This is a genomic window from Stenotrophomonas sp. YJH_SMC_131 (assembly GCF_059367975.1).
Genome location: NZ_JCAFRJ010000001.1, coordinates 730,874 through 749,220, shown reverse-complemented (window position 1 = coordinate 749,220; position 18,347 = coordinate 730,874). Strand labels below are relative to the sequence as shown.

General features: G+C 69.0%; 13 protein-coding genes. 8 read left to right on the top strand and 5 right to left on the bottom strand.

Annotated features, from left to right (window positions below; genetic code table 11):
• Positions 1-50: 50 nt before the first annotated feature.
• The 3 genes from AC5P56_RS03420 to AC5P56_RS03410 all read left to right on the top strand — a co-directional run bounded on the left by AC5P56_RS03420 (position 51) and on the right by AC5P56_RS03410 (position 4,243).
• A complete protein-coding gene (locus tag AC5P56_RS03420; protein WP_032960605.1) occupies positions 51-491 on the top strand; it encodes a hypothetical protein in 441 nt (146 codons plus the stop codon).
• Between the two features lie 160 nt (positions 492-651).
• Positions 652-912, top strand: coding sequence for a YcgL domain-containing protein (locus tag AC5P56_RS03415; RefSeq protein ID WP_049404015.1), 261 nt, complete (start codon positions 652-654; stop codon positions 910-912).
• The gene (locus AC5P56_RS03410) at positions 905-4,243 is read left to right on the top strand and encodes an ankyrin repeat domain-containing protein (RefSeq protein WP_288495440.1); all 3,339 of its coding nucleotides are present in this window, start codon (positions 905-907) and stop codon (positions 4,241-4,243) included. The genes AC5P56_RS03415 and AC5P56_RS03410 overlap by 8 nt, the downstream gene beginning before the upstream one ends.
• Positions 4,244-4,433: 190 nt before the next feature.
• Here AC5P56_RS03410 and AC5P56_RS03405 read toward each other — a convergent pair whose 3' ends face one another.
• The gene (locus tag AC5P56_RS03405; protein WP_014648831.1) at positions 4,434-6,212 is read right to left on the bottom strand and encodes a monovalent cation:proton antiporter-2 (CPA2) family protein; all 1,779 of its coding nucleotides are present in this window, start codon (positions 6,210-6,212) and stop codon (positions 4,434-4,436) included.
• 346 nt (positions 6,213-6,558) lie between these two features.
• Here AC5P56_RS03405 and mgtE point away from each other — a divergent pair, with 346 nt between their 5' ends.
• Positions 6,559-7,929, top strand: a complete 1,371-nt coding sequence (gene mgtE, locus AC5P56_RS03400; RefSeq protein ID WP_014648829.1) for a magnesium transporter — start codon at positions 6,559-6,561, stop codon at positions 7,927-7,929.
• Positions 7,930-8,079: 150 nt separating this feature from the next.
• A complete protein-coding gene (locus tag AC5P56_RS03395; RefSeq protein ID WP_169411210.1) occupies positions 8,080-10,806 on the top strand; it encodes a bifunctional acetate--CoA ligase family protein/GNAT family N-acetyltransferase in 2,727 nt (908 codons plus the stop codon).
• Positions 10,807-10,888: 82 nt separating this feature from the next.
• Here the strand turns inward: AC5P56_RS03395 and AC5P56_RS03390 are convergent, their stop codons facing one another.
• Entirely contained in the window at positions 10,889-11,269 is a 381-nt protein-coding gene (locus AC5P56_RS03390) for a YbjQ family protein (RefSeq protein ID WP_241887723.1), read from the bottom strand.
• A gap of 138 nt (positions 11,270-11,407) precedes the next feature.
• On the opposite strand from AC5P56_RS03390, the gene AC5P56_RS03385 reads away from it, so the two are divergent.
• Positions 11,408-12,115: an alpha/beta fold hydrolase gene (locus tag AC5P56_RS03385; RefSeq protein ID WP_032960593.1), complete on the top strand. Its 708-nt coding sequence runs from the start codon at positions 11,408-11,410 to the stop codon at positions 12,113-12,115.
• Between the two features lie 162 nt (positions 12,116-12,277).
• Here AC5P56_RS03385 and dkgB read toward each other — a convergent pair whose 3' ends face one another.
• The gene (gene dkgB, locus AC5P56_RS03380; RefSeq protein WP_014648825.1) at positions 12,278-13,087 is read right to left on the bottom strand and encodes a 2,5-didehydrogluconate reductase DkgB; all 810 of its coding nucleotides are present in this window, start codon (positions 13,085-13,087) and stop codon (positions 12,278-12,280) included.
• A gap of 245 nt (positions 13,088-13,332) precedes the next feature.
• On the bottom strand, positions 13,333-15,453 hold the full coding sequence (locus AC5P56_RS03375) for a methyl-accepting chemotaxis protein (protein WP_134809416.1): 2,121 nt from the start codon (positions 15,451-15,453) through the stop codon (positions 13,333-13,335).
• 183 nt (positions 15,454-15,636) lie between these two features.
• Between AC5P56_RS03375 and AC5P56_RS03370 the strand changes: the two genes are divergently transcribed.
• Together AC5P56_RS03370 and AC5P56_RS03365 are read left to right on the top strand one after the other, a co-directional pair.
• Positions 15,637-16,092, top strand: a complete 456-nt coding sequence (locus AC5P56_RS03370; protein WP_014648823.1) for an Rrf2 family transcriptional regulator — start codon at positions 15,637-15,639, stop codon at positions 16,090-16,092.
• Positions 16,082-16,987 (top strand): NAD(P)/FAD-dependent oxidoreductase, encoded by a 906-nt coding sequence (locus tag AC5P56_RS03365; RefSeq protein WP_049442056.1) that lies wholly within the window; start codon positions 16,082-16,084, stop codon positions 16,985-16,987. The genes AC5P56_RS03370 and AC5P56_RS03365 overlap by 11 nt, the downstream gene beginning before the upstream one ends.
• A gap of 95 nt (positions 16,988-17,082) precedes the next feature.
• Here the strand turns inward: AC5P56_RS03365 and AC5P56_RS03360 are convergent, their stop codons facing one another.
• A complete protein-coding gene (locus AC5P56_RS03360) occupies positions 17,083-18,303 on the bottom strand; it encodes an RtcB family protein (RefSeq protein WP_134809417.1) in 1,221 nt (406 codons plus the stop codon).
• Between the last annotated feature and the right edge of the window lie 44 nt (positions 18,304-18,347).

Here is an 18,347-nt window from a genome sequence, read left to right as displayed (position 1 = left end):
ACCGCACTGTTTCCGCCATCCACCCGCACCCCTGACAAGGAGAAGTTTCGATGCGCCGCACTCTCATGATCGCCACTGCCACCGCGCTGCTGGCCCTGACCTCCACCGCCTCTGCCCGCGATACCCGCGTCGAGCAGTCCCTGCAGGAGCTGGTCAGCTCGCAGGCTGCCAAGGACGCCGGCATCGACGGCAGCGTGCGCTTCTACCTGGCCGGCCAGCCGGTCAGCGTGCAGCAGCGCCTGGGTGAAGACGTGACCAACAAGAAGACCAACGCCGCCAACAAGAGCGATGCCGAGGCCTGCCGCTGGGTCGCGCTGTCGGCGCTGCGCGCGCTGCAGGACGGCGCCAGGTCGCGCGGCGCCAACGCCGTGGTCGACATCGTCAGCTACTACAAGAAGAACGAGTTCAAGAGCAGCACCAATTACGAGTGCTACGCCGGCACCATCCTCGCCGGTGTCGCGCTGAAGGGCACCTACGCCAAGGTCAAGTAAGCGCCCGCGTGGCGGCGTCGTTGGCTGAACGTCGCCGCCACATTGCTGAACCTCGCAAGGGAAACGCCGCCGATCGCGCCGCCATCGTCGGCTGACGGCTTTCCCCGGTGTCGGCTTTCCGACACAATCATGGCTCTTCCCGGGTTATCGTCCCGCGGACATGCACGCCTACGTCTATAAAAGCCAACTCAAGCCGGACACCTACGTCTACGTTCCCCGACGCGATGATTTCAGCGCGCTGCCCGCGCCGCTGCTCACCTCGCTGGGGACGCTCACCTTCGTCCTGGAGGTGGCCCTGGATGTCCAGCGCCGCCTGGCCCAGGCCGATCCTGAAAAGGTCCGCAGCGAAATGAGCGAACGCGGGTTCTACCTGCAGGTACCGCCGTCGGTGGCCAGCCTGATGCCGCGACACTATGACTGACACCTCCCGTCCGCGTGCCCTGTCGATCGCCTTCGCCGTGGGTGCCATGCTGGCGTTGGGCGCTGCGGTGGGCGGTGTGCCGGGTGCCATCCTTGCCGCACTGGCGCAGCCGGCGTTCGCGCTGGGCGTGTCGTGGTGGCGTCGCAGCCGTGCGCTGCTGCCGCTGAAGGTGGTCGCACGCCAGGACCTGCCCGCACTGCTGGCGCTGTGGGCTGCCGCGCCATTGCTGCTGGCGCTGCTGCTGGCCTGGCCGCTGGCGGCCCTGCGTGACAGCGGCAGCCTGGCGGCGGTGCTGGGCCTGAGCGTGCTGGTCAGTGCCGGCCTGCTGGCGGCCTGGCGCACCTGGCCGCTGTGGAACGATGTCGAACGCCTGGATGGCAGCCTGGCCCAGCACTGGCAGGCGCTGGCCGGCCGCGACCTGACCGCCTGGCGTGGTCTTGGCGTGGCGGCGCTGGTGATCGCCTTGGCCGCACTGGTGGTGCTGCCGGCCTGGCCGGGCCTGTTGCCGGACGTCGCACGCTGGCCCGCCGCACTGGCGGTCGTGCTGCTGTCGCCGGCGCTGCACCTGCTGCTGCAGCGGGTCGCGCCCGCGCCGCTGGTGCCGCTGCGCCCCAGCCCGTTCGCCGCTGCCAGCAGCGAACAGGAACCGATGTTCCCCGCTGCGGCCGAAACCGCGCCGCTGGAGGCGATGGCGCCGCAGGAACTGACACCGGCCCTGTATGAGGCCGCGCGCCAGGGCCGCGTCGACCGCGGCCTGCAGCTGCTGCAGGCCGGTGCTGATCCGTATGCGCTGCCGGACCCGACCTGGCGTGACCAGCGCAGCCTGGCGGTGCTGGCGGCGGTGCTGCCGGACCTGCGCCTGCTGCGCGAGCTGATTGCCCGCGGCGTTGATGTGAACGCGCCGCACCGGGGCATGACCCCGCTGCTGGCCGCCACCCGTGACAGCTGGCATGGCCGCCCCGAAGCGGTGATGACCCTGCTCGCCAACGGTGCCGATTCGCGTGCCACCGACAGCGATGGCAACACCCCGCTGCACCATGCCGCACGCAGTTCCGACCCGGGCGTTGCCGCGCTGCTGCGCGATGCCGCTGCCGAAGTCGATGCGCTGAACCGCGAGGGCTGGTCGCCGCTGGCGGTGGCCTGCCAGGTCGGCAACTGGCGCCTGGCCCGCTTCCTGCTCGAGCGCGGTGCACGCAGCGAACCGGCCGACGGCACCCCGGTACTGCTGGCCGCCGCCGCCACCGAGGACGACGATCCGGCCGGCGTGCAGCTGCTGCTCAAGCACAAGGCACGCGCCGACGCGCGTGATCGCCAGCGCCGCAGCGCGCTGCACGAGGCAGCGCTGGCCGGCCACGTGGAGATCATCGGCGTGCTGCTGGGCGCCGGCGCCAACCTGGAAGCGCGCGATGCACTGGGCCGCACGCCGTGGCTGGAAGCCGCCCGTGCCGGCCGTGCCGCCGTGGTCGAGCACCTGCTGCCGCACAAGCCGGACCTGGTCGCGGTGGACGGCGAAGGCCGCAATGCGGTGCAGCTGGCAGTGATGGCCGAGGATGTCTCGCCGCTGCTGATCAAGCGCCTGGTGGAACTGGGCATCGCCGCCGACGCCACCGACCCGGTTGGCCGCCGCGCGGTGGACTATGCGGCCGAAGCGGGCCGCTGGGCGATCGTGGCCCTGCTGGACCCGTCCTATCCGCTGCCGGCAGCCGTCAGTGATGGCCTGGCCGAGCGCGGTGAAGCGGCCAGCGCCAGCGGCCTGTTGCCGGACCGTCCGCCGCTGACCCTGCTGCGCGAAGCGCTGGGCTTCGGCAACACCGATGGCATGGCCGCGCTGGCCAGGCTGTGCCAGCCGGAAGAACTGGGCGGCCTGCTGCTCGATCCGGAGCTGGCCCTGGAGCCGCGCGCGGTCGATTGGCTGCTAGCCCACGGTGCCGATCCCTATGTGCGCGACGCCTGCGCCGATACGCCGATGTTCGCGCTGCTGTCGCGCGGCATCGACGCGGTGCCGGCGCTGCAGGTCATGCTGCAGCGCGGCCTGTCGCCGGCCGGGCGCGGTGGGCTGGCACGCTTCCTGGCCGCCTGCGCACAGCACGACCAGGCCGCCCGCGGCCTGGAACAGCTGGCGCTGGAACTGCTGGAGCGTGGCGCCGATCCGTTCGCCGCTTCGCCGGCCGGTGACCCACCGCTGTCGCTGGCGGTACGCCTGGGCTGGCTGCGCCTGCAGCAGGCCCTGCTCAAGGCCGGTGTCGATCGCGAGGCGCGCGACAGCCATGGCATGACCGCACTGCACCTGGCCACCGCACTGGCCCGCGAAGGCGCGCTGAAGCTGCTGGTGCAGCACGGTGCCTCGCCGGAAGCACGTGCCGCCGACGGTCAGACGCCACTGGGCGTGGCGCTGTCGATCGGTCGCCGTGACCTGGCCGACTGGCTGGACTGGCGGGTGTGGCCGCTGCCACGCCGTACCCTGCGCGAGGCCGATCTGCCGGCCGCTGCGATGGCAGGTGATGTGGACGCCGTGCGCCGCCTGATCGATCTGGGATTTGCCGTCGACGCGGTCGACGCACAGGGCTGCACCGCGCTGCTGCGTGCGGCCGGTGGTGGCCACCTGGCCGTGACCGACCTGCTGCTGGCGCGCGGTGCCGATCCGCAGCACGCCGCTGCAAGCGGTGCGACGCCGCTGTCGGCGGCGGTCAGCATGCGCCAGGTCGACATCGTTTCGGCCCTGCTCGATGCCGGCGCCAAGCTGGAACATCGCCTGCCGGGCGGGGTGACCGTGCTGATGCTGGCCTCGGCGCTGGGCCTGCCGGACATCGTCGCGCGCCTGCTCACTGCCGGTGCCGACGTGCATGCCGGTGACGCGCAGCAGCTGGGCCCGCTGCACTGTGCCGCGCTGTACGGTTTCAGTGCCCGCGACCGCTCGCGCCTGCTGGCCCTGCTCGACACCCTGCTGTTGGCGGGCGCCGAGCCGGACCAGGCCGCCGCCGGTTCGGTCACGCCGCTGCTGCTGCTGCTGGGCGCACGCGCCGAGCCGGGAACCGCCTGCGACGAGCAGGTGGTGATGGCGGCGGTAGAGCGCCTGCTGGATGAGGACGTCAGCCTGGACGTGCGCGATCCGCGCGGCTTCGGCCCGCTGCATCTGGCCGCCCTGCATGGACTGCCGCTGCTGGTGCAGCGCCTGTTGCGCGCCGGTGCCGATCCGGAAGTGCGCGACAGCCTCAACCGCAGCCCGCGCGAGATCGCGGTGATGCGCGGCTTCATCGACGTCGCTGGCGAGTTCGAACCGCGCGTGCCGGGCGTTTCGTCGATGGCGCGGTTCCTGCGCGACAACGGTTGAGCACCGGGATCGGAATCCGCAGTGGGTAGTGCCGGCCGCTGGCCGGCAACCTGCTGAGACCTCCGGGATACCGAGGCTGCCGGCCAGCGGCCGGCACTACCGGGTCCGCCATCGATCGGGTCGGTGCCAACCCTGCCCCCGGTGGGTGCCGATCGTGCCCCCGGTGGGTGCCGACCGTTGGTCGGCACGCCTACTTGCCGTCGCTTTCCGCGTCGGCCTCGAACAGATGCATCAGGTCGTTGCGTGCGTCGCGCGAGGTCTGGATCACCGCTGCCTCGTCGTCGTACACCAGATACTGGTCGCGCAGCAGCTGCTCATCGTGCTCGCGGAAGCGCTGCACATGGCGTTCGGCCACGTCCGGCGCCACGCCCAGCGCGGTCAGCACGCGTCCGCTCATCTCAAGGCTGGTGCCGAACACTTCGCGGAACGGCTCGGCCGACATGTCCATCAGGCGCCACGCATGCTGGCGGTTGCGTGCACGCGCCAGCACCGTCGCGTCCGGGTACAGCCGGCGCACCATGCGTACCGCGCGCAGGTTGGTCTCCGGGTCATCCACGGTGATCACGAACACATCGATGTGCTCGCCCCCCGCCGCACGCAGCATCTCCGGCCGGGTCGGATCGCCGTAGTACAGCTGGTTGCCGAAGCGGCGCAGGTCGGCAACGGTGTCCGGGTTCGCCTCCAGCGCCACGAACGGCACCTTCTGCGCGGTCAGCAGGCGCGCGATCACCTGGCCGAAGCGCCCCATGCCGGCGATCAGCACCTTGGGCCGGTTGTCCGGCGCCACCTTGTCGGCCTCGGCCGCCGCGCGTGGTGCGGCTTTTTCCTGGCCGAGCAGCTTGAGCAGCGCGATCATCAGCAGCGGCGTGATCGCCATCGACAGGCCGACGATCGCCACCAGCCGGTCGTGGTTGGCGTTGCCCAGCAGGTGCGCGCGCTGTGCCTCGTTGAATACCACGAAGGCAAACTCGCCGCCCAGCCACAGCACGCTGCCCAGCAGCAGCGATTGCCGCGAGCTGAGCCGGGCGACACGTCCAACCGCGTAGAGCAGGCTGAACTTGACCACCAGCAGGATGCCGACACCCGCGGCGATCAGCCACGGCTCGGCGGCGATGCGGTCCAGGTCGATGCCCATGCCCACTGCGATGAAGAACAGGCCCAGCAGCAGCCCCTTGAATGGTTCGATCTGCGCTTCCAGCTCATGCCGGAACTCCGAATCGGACAGCAGCACGCCGGCCAGGAACGCGCCGAGGCTGGGGCTGAGGCCGGCTTCCTGCATGAACCAGGCGGTGCCCAGCACCACCAGCAGGGCGGTGGCAGTGAATACTTCCGGGCTGCGGGTGCGCGCAATGATGCTGAACACCTTGCGCAGCACCGGTCGTCCGCACAGGATCACCACCGCCAGCGCACCCAGCGCCACGGCCGCATCTTCCCAGCGCAGGGTCTCGTTCTTCACTCCGCCCAGCAGCGGGATGGCCGCCAGCAGCGGGATCGCGATCAGGTCCTGGAACAGCAGGATGGCGAACCCGAGCCGGCCATGGTCGCTGTTGATCGCCTTGTGCTCGGACAGCAGCTGCAGGCCGACCGCGGTGGATGACAGCGCCAGCGCCACGCCGACCACCAGCGCGCTCTTCCACTGGAAGTGATCGAGCAGCAGCAGGCCGCCCAGCACCAGCCCGGACAACGCCACCTGCGCCGCGCCGGCGCCGAACACCGAGCGCCGCATCACCTTCAGGCGTGCCGGTGACAGCTCCAGGCCGATCACGAACAGCAGCATCACCACACCGATCTCGGCGGCACCGAGGATGCGGTCGGCGTCCTGCACGAAGCCCAGCCCGTCCGGGCCCAGCACCACGCCGGCCGCCAGGTAGCCCAGTACCGCGCCGAAGCCGAACTTCTTGAACACCGGCACGGCGATGACCGCCGCCAGCAGCAGTACCAAGGCCAGTTCCAGACCACCGCTATGCATGGGAATACCTGGTCATCGGGGGAGCCCGCTGTGCGTCCGTTCGGATGGGGGAGGGCGTGGCGAGCGCCACCACGACATTATGCGCGCCGGCCTGTGTATGCACGAGAACAACCGACCGGATGGGCGCCCAGCGCGGGGCGGCCAGGTTGACCTGCATGGCCCACGGGTCCAGACTGCCCGCCGCTGGCGGCGCGTCCGTTGGCATACGCATCCCGGAGTCCCCAACCCATGTCCAGCGACAGTAGAAGTCGACCTCGTTCGACGCCAGCGATGGCCACCGCCTGACACCGGGACGGTTTGCCTGCGTTGGCGTTGCGCGAGGTCGCATCCCCACAAGGCAAAACCGATGAACCAGAAGCAATTGCTGCGCCCGGTGGCCGATGCCGCCGCACTGGCCGCACCGCTGGCGAACTACAACACCGCCGACGCGGTGGAATTCCTCAACACGCTGGACCTGACCCGCGCCGCGGAAACGCTGGCTGCGCTGCCGTTGCCGCGTGCAGTGAAGATGCTCGAAGCGCCGGAGCTGCACCGCAGCGGTGAGCTGGTGGCCGCGCTGCCACCCGCGCGGGCTGCGGCGCTGCTTGGCCTGATGGCCGACGACCGCGCCACCGACATCGTCCACGAGCTGGATGAGGAAGAGCGCGCGCGGTTGATCCCGCTGCTGGGCACCGACGCCCGCCAAGTCATCCAGAAGCTGCTCAGCTACCCGCCGAACACCGCCGGCGCACTGATGACCACCGAGTACGTGGCGGTGCCCGCCAGCTGGACCGTGGCGCAGACCCTGCAGCACATCCGCCAGGTCGAGCGCACCCGCGAGACGGTGTACGCGATCTACGTGCTGGAGCCGGCCAGCCAGCAGCTGCAGCAGGTGGTGACCATGCGCCGGCTGATCACCGGCCTGCCCGAGGAATCGATCCTGGACGTGGCCCAGGTCAATCCGCCGGTAACAGTGGATGCGCTGATGGACCAGGAAGAGGTGGCACGGCTGATCCGCCGCCACGACCTGCTGGCGATTCCGGTGGTCGACGCGCAGCAGCAGATGCTCGGCATCGTCACCGTGGACGACGTGCTCGATGCGCTGATCGAGGAATCCACCGAGGACGCGCACAAGTTCGGCGGCATGGAAGCGCTGGACAAGCCGTACATGCAGATCGGCTTCTTCGAGATGCTGCGCAAGCGCGCCGGCTGGCTGAGCGTGCTGTTCCTGGGCGAGATGCTGACGGCCAGCGCGATGCAGCACTACGAGGACGAACTGGCGCGCGCGGTGGTGCTGACCCTGTTCATCCCATTGATCATGAGTTCGGGTGGCAATTCGGGCTCGCAGGCCACCTCGCTGCTGATCCGCAGCCTGGCACTGCGCGAACTGCGCCTGCGCGACTGGTGGAAGGTGGCCCTGCGCGAAGTGCCGACCGGCATGGTGCTGGGCGCCATCCTCGGCTGCCTGGCCATCGTGCGCATCGTGATCTGGCAGCTGGGCGGCCTGCACGACTACGGCGAGCACTGGATCCTGCTGGCGATCACCATCGGCGCCGCGCTGGTGGGCATCGTCACCTTCGGTTCGCTGTCCGGCTCGATGCTGCCCTTCATCCTGAAGCGGCTCGGCTTCGACCCGGCCAGCGCCTCGGCCCCGTTCGTGGCCACCCTGGTGGATGTGACCGGCCTGGTGATCTACTTCAGCATCGCCGCGATGATCCTGCACGGCACGCTGCTGTAACAAAACGTGCACGCCGGGGTCGGATCCCTTCGCGCAGCGAAGGGCTCTGACCCCGGATATCCGCAGCAGGGGGTCGGAGCCCTTTCCTGCGAAAAGGGGTCCGACCCCGCCTCCGACCCCATCGCCACGGAATTTGGGTACCGTAGGCGCATGAGTACCTACCACCTGCAGTCCGTGTTCCGTCCGCAGTCGGTCGCGGTGATCGGCGGCAGCCCGCGCGAGCGTTCGGCCGGGCGCGCGGTGATGCGCAACCTGCGTGGCACCGGCTTCCCCGGCAAGGTGGCGTGGATCAATCCGCGGCATGCCGAGATCGATGGCATCCGCACGGTCAAGCGGCTGAAGGACCTGGACTGGGTGCCCGACCTGGTGGTGATCACCGCACCAGCGGCGATCGTGCCGCAGGTGGTGCGCACTGCCGCCGAACGTGGCGTGCAGGCGGCGATCATCCTCACCGCGCACCTGGGCGAAGGCCCCGGTTCGTTGTCTGCACAGGTAGAGGCGGTGGCGCGCAAGCATGGCCTGCGCATCCTCGGGCCGCATTGCCTGGGCGTGATCGCGCCGCACGCGCGGCTCAATGCCAGCATCGCCGCACATTTTCCGCAGGCCGGCGACCTCGCGCTGATCTCCGAATCCTCGGCCATTGCCGCCGCGCTGGTGGAATGGGGCGTGGCGCGCTCGGTCGGGTTCTCCGCCGTGGTCTCGCTGGGCGATACGATGGACGTCGACTTCGGCGACCTGCTCGACTACTTCGCCACCGACTACCGTACCCGCGCCATCCTGCTCTACGTCGAGCAGATCAAGGACGCGCGCAAGTTCATGTCGGCCGCGCGCGCCGCCGCCCGCGCCAAGCCGGTGGTGGTGGTGAAGTCCGGCCGCGCCGAGCGCGTGCAGCCGGGCAGCCGCGATACCCATGTGCAGGCCCTGGCCCGCGCCGATGATGTGTACGGTGCGGCCTTCAACCGCGCCGGGCTGCTGCGCGTCGGTGCGCTGGACGAGCTGTTCACCGCCGCCGAATCACTGGGGCGGCTGGGCACCTTCCCTGGCCGCCGCCTGGCCATTCTCAGCAATGGTGGCGGCGTCGGCCGCCTTGCCGTGGACCAGCTGATCGCGCTGCGTGGCACGCTGGCCACCCTGTCCGACAGCACGGTGCAGAAGCTCGATGCGGTATTGCCACAGGGCTGGTCGCGCAGCAATCCGGTCGACATCGTGGTCGACGCCGATGGTGACCGCTATGCCGCGGCCATCGAAGCGCTGCTGGCCGACAACGAGAATGACGCGGTGATGGTGGTCAACGTGCCGACCGCGTTCACCTCATCGGCGGACGCCGCGCAGGCACTCACCCGCACGCTCGGCCTGCGCCCGCGCCACCACCGCGACAAGCCGGTGTTCGCGGTGTGGCTGGGCAACGACGACCAGGCCACCGCCACGCTCAACGCGGCGCGGGTGCCGACCTATCCGACCGAGGCCGAAGCCGTACGTGGCTTCCAGCATCTGGTGCGCTACCGCGAAGCGCAGAACGCGTTGATGGAAACGCCGCCCAGCCTGCCGCAGGACTTCAGCGTCGACACGGCCGCCGCGCGCGCACTGGTCGATGCCGCGCTGGCCAACGGCCAGCAGTGGCTGGACCCGCTGGCTACGCATGAACTGCTCAAGGCCTACGGCATTCCCTCCGCGCCGGTGATGCATGCGCGTGATGCGCACGAGGCGATGGACCTGGCGCAGCCCCTGCTGGAACGCGGTGCCACGGTCGCGCTGAAGATTCTCTCGCCGGATATTCCGCACAAGTCGGAAGTGGATGGTGTGCGCCTGAACCTGTCCACGCTGCCGGCGGTGCAGAGCGCGGCCAACGCGATCCTGTCGCGCGCACGCCAGCTGCGGCCGGATGCGCGTATCGACGGCCTGCTGGTGCAGCCGACCATCGTGCGTCCGAAGGCGCGCGAGTTGATTGTCGGCATCGCCGATGATGCGACGTTCGGCCCGGTGATCGTGGTCGGTCGCGGCGGCACTGCCGTCGAAGTGATCAACGACAAGGCGCTGGCGCTGCCGCCGCTGGACCTGCGCCTGGCCCACGAGCTGATTGGCCAGACCCGCGCCTCGCGCATCCTCAAGGCCTACGGTGACGTGCCGGCGGCTGACGAGCGCGCACTGGCGCTGGCGCTGGTGAAGCTGGCACAACTGGCCGCCGACATTCCCGAAGTGCGTACGCTGGACATCAACCCGTTGCTGGTCGACGGCAAGGGCATCCTCGCCCTCGACGCCCGCGTGGCGGTGGCGCCGTCGCGCATCCTGCACAAGGGCCGCGGCCATCCACGTTTCTCGGTGTTCCCGTACCCGAAGGAGTGGGAGCGCACCATCGAACTGTCCGATGGCGGCCGCGCCTTCGTGCGCCCGGTGCGGCCGGAGGACGACGCGCTGTTCCGTGCGTTCTTCGCCCGCGTCAGCGACGAGGACCTGCGCCTGCGCTTCTTCCAGTCGGTGAAGCACTTCAGCCACGAGTTCATCGCGCGCCTGACCCAGCTCGACTACGCGCGCTCGATTGCGCTGGTGGCGATCGAACCGCGCAGCGGCGAGATGCTGGGCGCGGTGCGCCTGCATGCCGATGCGGATTACCACCGTGGCGAGTACGGCATCCTGATCCGCTCGGACCTGAAGGGCCACGGCATCGGCTGGCGGCTGATGGCGATCATGATCGAGTACGCCAAGTGGCTGGGGCTGGACGTGGTCGAAGGCCAGGTGCTGCGCGAGAACAGCACCATGCTGGCGATGTGCCAGAGCCTGGGCTTCAAGACGAAGCTGGACCCGGACGACCCGACGGTGATGATGGTGACCCTGCCGGTGCAGCAGGTCGAGGTGCCCGACGTCCCGCCGGTGGCCTGATTCCTGTAGAGCCGAGCCTACGCTCGGCTGCCTTGCATCACACGGGCACGCCTGAGCCGGGCATGGGCTCGGCTCTACAGCTTCAACGCGTGGGTTCCACCACCACCGCCGTGCCGTAGCACAGCACCTCGGTCAGCCCGGTCATCACATCGGTGGCGTCGTAGCGCATGCCGATGATCGCGTTGGCACCCAGCTGCCGTGCATGCTTGACCATGTCGCGGTAGGTTTCCTCGCGGGCCTGTTCGCACAGTTCGGTATAGATGGTGATGTTGCCACCGAAGATCGTCTGGATACCGCCGAGGAAGTTGCCGACGATCGAGCGCGAGCGCACGGTGATGCCGCGCACCACACCGAGGTTGCGCACGACGCGGTGCCCAGGCAGCTCGAAGGCGGTGGTGACCAGCGCATCATCGAAGCGGAGCGCGGGTGGGGTGGGGGTGCCGCTGTTGTAGGGGTCTGCCATGGTCGCGTCCGTATCGCTGCCTTCTGAGAGTCGAGCCATGCTCGACGGGCCGTGCAGCAGTCGAGCATGGCGCGACTCTACAACGCAACCGCCTGTTGCGGCATGGTTCCGTCACCGTGCTGGCGCGACAATACCCCCATGACCGACCGTATTCCCCTGCTGCTGCTGCCCGGCCTGCTCAACGATGCCGAGCTGTGGCGCGCGCAGCTGGCCGACCTGGCCGACATCGCCGACTGCACAGTAGGCGACCAGACCCGTGGCGAGACCCTGCAGGCGGTGGCCGAGGACGTACTCGCACAGGCACCGGAGCGCTTTGCGCTGGCCGGTTTCTCATTGGGCGGCTTCGTCGCCCAGCAGATCCTGCGCATTGCGCCGGAGCGCGTGCTGCAGCTGGCGCTGATCGATACCTCGATCCACGCCGATTCACCGGAACGTGCCGAGCAGCGCCGCAGCCAACGTGCCAGCGTGCGCCTGCCGGGGAAGTTCCACGGCTTCGGCGATGTGCTGATGCGCAGCTACATCGATGCGTCGCGGCTGGATGACTACGTGCTGGTGCAGCGCGTGCGCGACATGACCGCCCGCCTGGGCGCGGACGTGTTCCTGCGCCAGAGCGCGCTGGAACGCCGCGATGGCCATGATGTGCTGGCCGGCTACCGCGATCCGCTGCTGATCGTGTGCGGCGCGAACGATCGCATCACGCCGCTGGCGGTGAGCGAGGAAATGCACGCGATGGTGCCGCACTCGCAGCTGGTGGTGGTGCCTGACTGCGGGCACCTGGCACCGATGGAGAAGCCGGACGAGGTCAGTGCGGCGATGCGTGGGTGGTTGCTGCAGGGCAGGGGATGATCCCCGCCCTCTCGTAGGTGCCGACCTTGGTCGGCACGGTGTTCCAACGATCGATCAGGGCTCAGTGCCGACCAAGGTCGGCACCTACCTGTAGAGCCGAGCCATGCTCGGTTCCGGGGAGGCAGCAGCCGAGCGTGCGCTCGGCTCTACAGCACCACTGCCTCAATCCCAGGCCGGGGCGATGCCTTCCGGGTTGGCCAGGCGATGGCCGCGGTCGAGCTTGGCGATCTGTGCCATGTCTTCGTCGGTCAGGCGGATCGCTGCCGCTTCCAGGTTGCTCGCCAGGTTCTCGCGCTTGGTCGAGGACGGAATGACCGAGAAACCCTGCTGCAGCGCCCAGGCCAGCGCGACCTGCGCCGGCGTGGCCTGGTGGCGTCCGGCAATGGCCTGGATCACCGGGTCCTTGATCACCTCGCCGTAGGCCAGGCTCATGTAGGCGGTGATGTGGATGCCGTTGTCCTGCAGGAACTTCACCAGCAGGCGATTCTGCAGGTAGGGGTGGATTTCGATCTGGTTGGTGGCAATGGCACCGGCGCCGAGGATGCCGATCGCCTTGCGGGTCTGCGCGATGGTGAAGTTGGAGATGCCGATCTCGCGGGTCAGGCCCTGCGCCTTGGCTTCAGCCAGTGCGGCCAGGTACTCCTCCATCGGCACGTCGACCTTGTCGTTCGGCGATGGCCAGTGGATCAGCGCCAGGTCGACGTACTCGGTTCGCAGCTTTTCCAGGCTGGTGCGCAGGCTGGCGAGCAGCGCATCGCGCTTGAACGCGGTGATCCAGACCTTGGTGGTCAGGTAGATGTCGTCGCGCGGCACGCCGGAATCGGCGATGGCCTGGCCGACCTCGGCTTCGTTGCCGTAGATCTGCGCGGTATCGATGGCGCGGTAGCCGACCGCCAGCGCGTTGCGCACGGAGTCGATCACGGTCTGGTCTTTCAGGCGGAAGGTACCGAGACCGAAGGCGGGGACAGTCATGGGGGCTCCAGCAGAGGGGGAGGGAGGCGGGAATATCCACGAAAGGGTAGGCCAGCGGCCGTGTGCATGCCGGCAACGGTGCATTGCATCGACGTGTACGACGGCAGGTGGTGGTGGGTGCGGACCGTTGGTCCGCACTGTTCATGCCGCCACCCATGCAGCGTTGGACGCGGCCGGCCAGCGGCCGGCACTCCCCCTGTCTGCGCTCGACGGTAGTGCCGGCCGCTGGCCGGCAACCGGATCAATCAAGCCGCGCGTGCCAGCCCGCCCTTCGCCGCCGCCGTGGTCGACAGGTCGAACACATCCACCGCATCGATCAGGCGGTTGGCCTGCTGCTCCAGGCTGCGCGCGGCGGCGCTGGCTTCTTCCACCAGCGCGGCGTTCTGCTGGGTCGTGCCGTCCATCTGGATCACGGTCTGGCTGACCTGTTCGATGCCCGCGCTCTGCTCCTGCGAGGCCGCGGAGATCTCGGCCATGATGTCGGTCACGCGCTGCACCGATGCAACGATCTCGGCCATGGTGTCGCCTGCCTCGCGCACGCGCTGTGCGCCATGGCCAACCTGTTCCACCGAGGCTTCGATCAGTGACTTGATCTCCTTCGCGGCTGCCGCCGAGCGCTGCGCCAGCGTGCGCACTTCGCTGGCGACCACCGCGAAGCCGCGGCCCTGTTCTCCGGCGCGTGCCGCTTCCACCGCGGCATTCAGCGCCAGGATGTTGGTCTGGAAGGCGATGCCATCGATGACGCTGATGATCTCGGCGATCTGCCGCGACGAGGTCTCGATCGCGCCCATCGTCGCCACCACCTGGCCGACCACGCTGCCACCGTGCGAGGCGACCGTATGGGCGCCGATCGCCAGCTGGTTGGCCTGGCGCGCATGTTCGGCGTTCTGGCGCACGGTGGAGGTCAGCTCCTCCATCGATGCCGCGGTCTCCTCCAGGTTGGCCGCCTGCTGCTCGGTGCGGCGCGACAGGTCATTGTTGCCGGCGGCGATCTCCGCGGCGGCGGTGTGGATGTTGCCGGAGGCGTGCTTGATGTCGGTGACGATGGTCGCCAGCTGCGTGGCGGTGGTATTGGCATCGCCGGCGATACGGGCGAACACCCCCTGGAAATCACCGTGCATGCGCGCGCCGAGACGGCCATCGGCGATCGCGCGCAGCATCGTCGAGACTTCGCCGAGGTTCAGTTCGGTAGTCTGCATCAGGCGGTTCAGGCCTTCGACCATTGCACGGAAATCATGCTCGAAGCGGGCAGTGTCGCCGCGCTGGCTGAAGTCACCGGCGGCCGCCGCCTCGGCCAGGCGGCGGATCTCGCCATTGATCAGGCCGAGGTTGTGCTTGGCCATGTCCAGCGCTTCGGTGATCACCGCCTTCTCGCCGGGCAGGCGTTCCATGTCCTGGCTGAGGTCGCCGACCGCGTAGCGGCCCATGATCGAGATCGCGCGCATCTTCACCCGGATATGCGCATCGACCAGTGCGTTGCAGTCGGCCACCATGGTGCCGAACGCGCCGGGGAAGGCAGCGGCGTCCATGCGATGGCTGATGGTGCCGGCTTCGTGCGCCTGCGCCATCGCGGCCTGTGCATCCAGCACGCTGCGCAGCGTGGATTGCACCGCCTGCATGGCCTGCGCGAGGCGACCGATCTCGTCGCGGCTGCGCACCTGTACTGCGTGCTGCAGGTCACCGGCGGCCACCGCACGCGCCGCTGCTTCCACTGCCAGCACCGGCTGCACCACCGCACGCCGCAGCCACCAGGCCAGACCGATCAGCAGCAGCACGGCGGCCAGCACGGTCAGCGCCGCGCACAGCAGCAGGGTCTGCCGGGCCTGCTGCGAACGGGACGCCACCGCCGCTTCAGCCACCTGCGTGGCGTGCGTGCTCAGCGCATCCAGAGCCATCGCCACCGGGCGATCCTTGCCGCGCACCAGGTTGTCGCCGGCCGCGGGATCGTAGCCGGCCGCGGCAAATGCCTGCAGCGCCGCGTGATAGTCCTGCTGCAGCTGCGCGTGCAGGCCAACGAACGCCTGCGCCAGCTCACGCGTGCGCGGGTCCGGGCTGGTGGCCAGACCCTTGGCCAGTTGCCCGACCAGGCGGCCTTCGCTGTCGAAGCCATCCAGGTGGCGTTGGCGCAGCGCATCGTCGTGCCCGCGCAGCAGCACGTTCTTCCATTCCTGCACCTGGCCACGGAACTCACGCTGCAGGCGTTCGGCATCGCGGCTGTGCGCGACTTCGGGCGGGACCTCGGTGGACAACTTCAACCAGGCGGAGGCCAGGCCTGCCAGCGCGCACAGCAGGACCACGGCCAAGCCAACAGAAACCGCGCCGAGCAGCTTGGACTGCAGGCGCGGAGCACGGACAGACGCATTCATCGGGAAGCACTCTCGGGAAGGGGCAATGCGGTATCGACCCGCTACGCTTCCGCTGAAGTGCGACGAACATCACATTAGCGTTTCGTTTAGTGATGTGAAGGAAGTGTTTCATAGGACAAATGTGTCCATATGGAACAAATGCGGACCCTGGACAGGGGATATAAATGTAACTAATGTAGTTACATGAAATCCGCGAACCCGCTCTCTGACGCCCTGCACGTGATGGCGCATCTGGTCGGCCAGGATGGCCCGCGCACCTCCGGGCAGCTGGCGTCCTGCCTGCCGACCCATCCGGTGGTGATCCGCCGTCTGCTGGCGCAGCTGCACAAGGCCAGCTTGGTACGCAGCACCCGCGGTCATGGCGGTGGCAGCCAGCTGGCCCGCGACGCTGCAACGATCACCCTGCATGACATCTATCTGGCCGTGGGCGCACCACCGCTGGTGCAGGTCGGCGCCCGCGACGCCGGCGGCGGCTGCCCGATCCAGCAGCTGGTCAACAGCGCGCTGCTGGAGGGGGCACGCGAGGCACAGCGGTTGCTGGAGGCGCGCCTGCGGGCGACCACGCTGGACCAGCTCGGCGCCGACTTCGCCCGCCATCTCGCCCATCACCGTTCCCTGGAAGGTCCTCATGAATCCTGATGTGCTCATCGTCGGCGGCAGCTACGCCGGCATTGCCGCCGGCCTGATCCTGGCCCGCGCCCGGCGGCCGGTCACCGTCATCGACGCCGGCTCGCCGCGCAACCGCTTCGCCAGCCATTCGCACGGGGTGCCAGGGCTGGATGGCATCAGCGGCGCCGAGCTGCTGAAGACCGCGCGCCAGCAGCTGCTGGATTACCCCAGCGTGCGCTGGGTGCATGCCGAGGCTGTGCAGGCCAACGCCAGCGCAGAGGGCGTGGAAGTACGTACCGCCGATGGCCAGGTGCTGGCCGCGCGCAAGCTGCTGCTGGCCAGCGGTATCGCCGACCAGCTGCCGGAACTGCCCGGGCTGGCCGCGCGCTGGGGCAGCACCGTGCTGCACTGCCCCTACTGCCATGGTTACGAAGTGGGTGGCGGCGCCATCGGCCTGCTTGGCGGCCATCCGATGTCCGCCGGCAAGGCGCCGCTGTTTGCCGACTGGGGCAATGTCACCTTCTTCAGCCAGGGCCTGCCGATCACCGATGAGGAACGGGCTGCCATGCAGCAGCGCGGCGTGCAGATCGAGACGTCGCCGGTGCTGGGCGTGCAGGGCGACCAGCCGACCTGGCTGGAAGTGGAGCTGGCCGATGGCCGCCGCATCGCCCAGCGTGCGCTGTTCGTACCGGCCACCCAGGCGATGGCCACGCCATTGGTGCAGCAGCTTGGCTGCACCTTGGTCGAGAGCCCGCTGGGGGTGCTGATCGAGGTCGACATGATGAAGCAGACCTCGGTGCCCAACGTGTATGCCGCAGGCGATGCGACGACGGTCGGCAACATCACCCTGGCCATGGCCGAAGGCGTGCGCGCGGGCATCGGCGTGCATCATGCGCTGGTGGCCGAAGACAGCGTGCCGCGCTGAATGTGCCGGGGTCAGATCCCTTTCGCAGAAAGCGATCTGACCCCCGACGCGACGTGCTGCTCTGGTAGAGGCCGGCCTTGGCCGGCACCGCTCCGTTACCCCTTCACGCACAGCACCTGGCGCAGGGTGTGCACCACCTCGACCAGGTCCAGCTGCGCGGCCATCACATCGTCGATCGACTTGTACGCGGCCGGTGACTCGTCCAGCACGCCGCTGTCCTTGCGGCATTCCACGTGCGCGGTGGCCTCGCGGTGCTGGGCCAGCGTGATCTGCTGGCGCGCCGTGCCACGGCTCATCACCCGGCCGGCACCGTGGCTGCAGCTGTGGAAGCTGTCGGCGTTGCCCTTGCCGCGCACGATGTAGCTGCGCGTGCCCATGCTGCCGGGAATGATGCCCAGCTCGCCTTCGCGCGCACTCACCGCCCCCTTCCGGGTCACCAGCAGTTCCTGGCCGTGGTGCGTCTCCTTCTGCACGTAGTTGTGGTGGCAGTTCACCGCCATCGCTGCCAGCTGGAACTTCGGCAAGCGGTGGCGCATCTCGGCCAGCACGCGCGACATCATCGCCTCGCGGTTCTGCCGGGCGTAGTCCTGCGCCCACGACACGGCTTCGACGTAGTCATCGAACAGCGGCTCGCCTTCCATGAAGAACGCCAGGTCCTTGTCCGGCAGGTGGAAGCCGAGCACGCGCCGGGCCAGTTCCTCGCGCGCCTTCTCGATGAAGTAGGTGCCGATCAGGTTGCCGGTGCCGCGCGATCCGCTGTGCAGCATCACCCACACCGTGTCCGTCTCGTCCAGGCACAGTTCGATGAAGTGGTTGCCACCACCCAGCGTACCCAGCTGGCGGTCGAGCTTGTCGGTGCGGATTCTGCGGTGCCTGTCCTTGATCTTATCCAGGCCGGCGGCCAGCCCGGACTGCACGAGCCGCGTGTGGATGCTGTCGGGCATGCGGTGATGCTCGCCGCCGCGTCCGTTGCCGACCGGAATGCTGCGCTCGATGCTGTTGCGCAGCTGCCGCAGGTCGTCGGGCAGGTCGTTGGCGCGCAGCGTGGTGCGTACCGCCGCCATGCCGCAGCCGATGTCGACGCCGACCGCGGCCGGGATGATCGCACCGCGGGTCGGGATCACCGAGCCGACGGTCGCGCCCTTGCCCAGGTGCACGTCCGGCATCACGGCCACCCACGGCCCGACGAACGGGATCGCGGCGATGTTGCGCAGCTGCTCATGCGCCTGCGCTTCCAGCGGCACACCGTTGACCCAGCCCTTGATCGGCGTGGTGCCCTCGGCGTGCAGCCATTGATAGTTGTGTTGAGTGTCCATGTCTTCGTGTATGTCCTTGATGGGCCGGCGGCGCGTCCCTGCGC

Bases quoted from the DNA above. Each gene is read 5' to 3' on its own strand.
- AC5P56_RS03420 (WP_032960605.1), top strand. From the start codon at position 51: ATGCGCCGCACTCTCATGATCGCCACTGCCACCGCGCTGCTGGCCCTG.
- AC5P56_RS03415 (WP_049404015.1), top strand. From the start codon at position 652: ATGCACGCCTACGTCTATAAAAGCCAACTCAAGCCGGACACCTACGTC.
- AC5P56_RS03410 (WP_288495440.1), top strand. From the start codon at position 905: ATGACTGACACCTCCCGTCCGCGTGCCCTGTCGATCGCCTTCGCCGTG.
- AC5P56_RS03405 (WP_014648831.1), bottom strand. From the start codon at position 6,212: ATGCATAGCGGTGGTCTGGAACTGGCCTTGGTACTGCTGCTGGCGGCG.
- mgtE (WP_014648829.1), top strand. From the start codon at position 6,559: ATGAACCAGAAGCAATTGCTGCGCCCGGTGGCCGATGCCGCCGCACTG.
- AC5P56_RS03395 (WP_169411210.1), top strand. From the start codon at position 8,080: ATGAGTACCTACCACCTGCAGTCCGTGTTCCGTCCGCAGTCGGTCGCG.
- AC5P56_RS03390 (WP_241887723.1), bottom strand. From the start codon at position 11,269: ATGGCAGACCCCTACAACAGCGGCACCCCCACCCCACCCGCGCTCCGC.
- AC5P56_RS03385 (WP_032960593.1), top strand. From the start codon at position 11,408: ATGACCGACCGTATTCCCCTGCTGCTGCTGCCCGGCCTGCTCAACGAT.
- dkgB (WP_014648825.1), bottom strand. From the start codon at position 13,087: ATGACTGTCCCCGCCTTCGGTCTCGGTACCTTCCGCCTGAAAGACCAG.
- AC5P56_RS03375 (WP_134809416.1), bottom strand. From the start codon at position 15,453: ATGAATGCGTCTGTCCGTGCTCCGCGCCTGCAGTCCAAGCTGCTCGGC.
- AC5P56_RS03370 (WP_014648823.1), top strand. From the start codon at position 15,637: ATGAAATCCGCGAACCCGCTCTCTGACGCCCTGCACGTGATGGCGCAT.
- AC5P56_RS03365 (WP_049442056.1), top strand. From the start codon at position 16,082: ATGAATCCTGATGTGCTCATCGTCGGCGGCAGCTACGCCGGCATTGCC.
- AC5P56_RS03360 (WP_134809417.1), bottom strand. From the start codon at position 18,303: ATGGACACTCAACACAACTATCAATGGCTGCACGCCGAGGGCACCACG.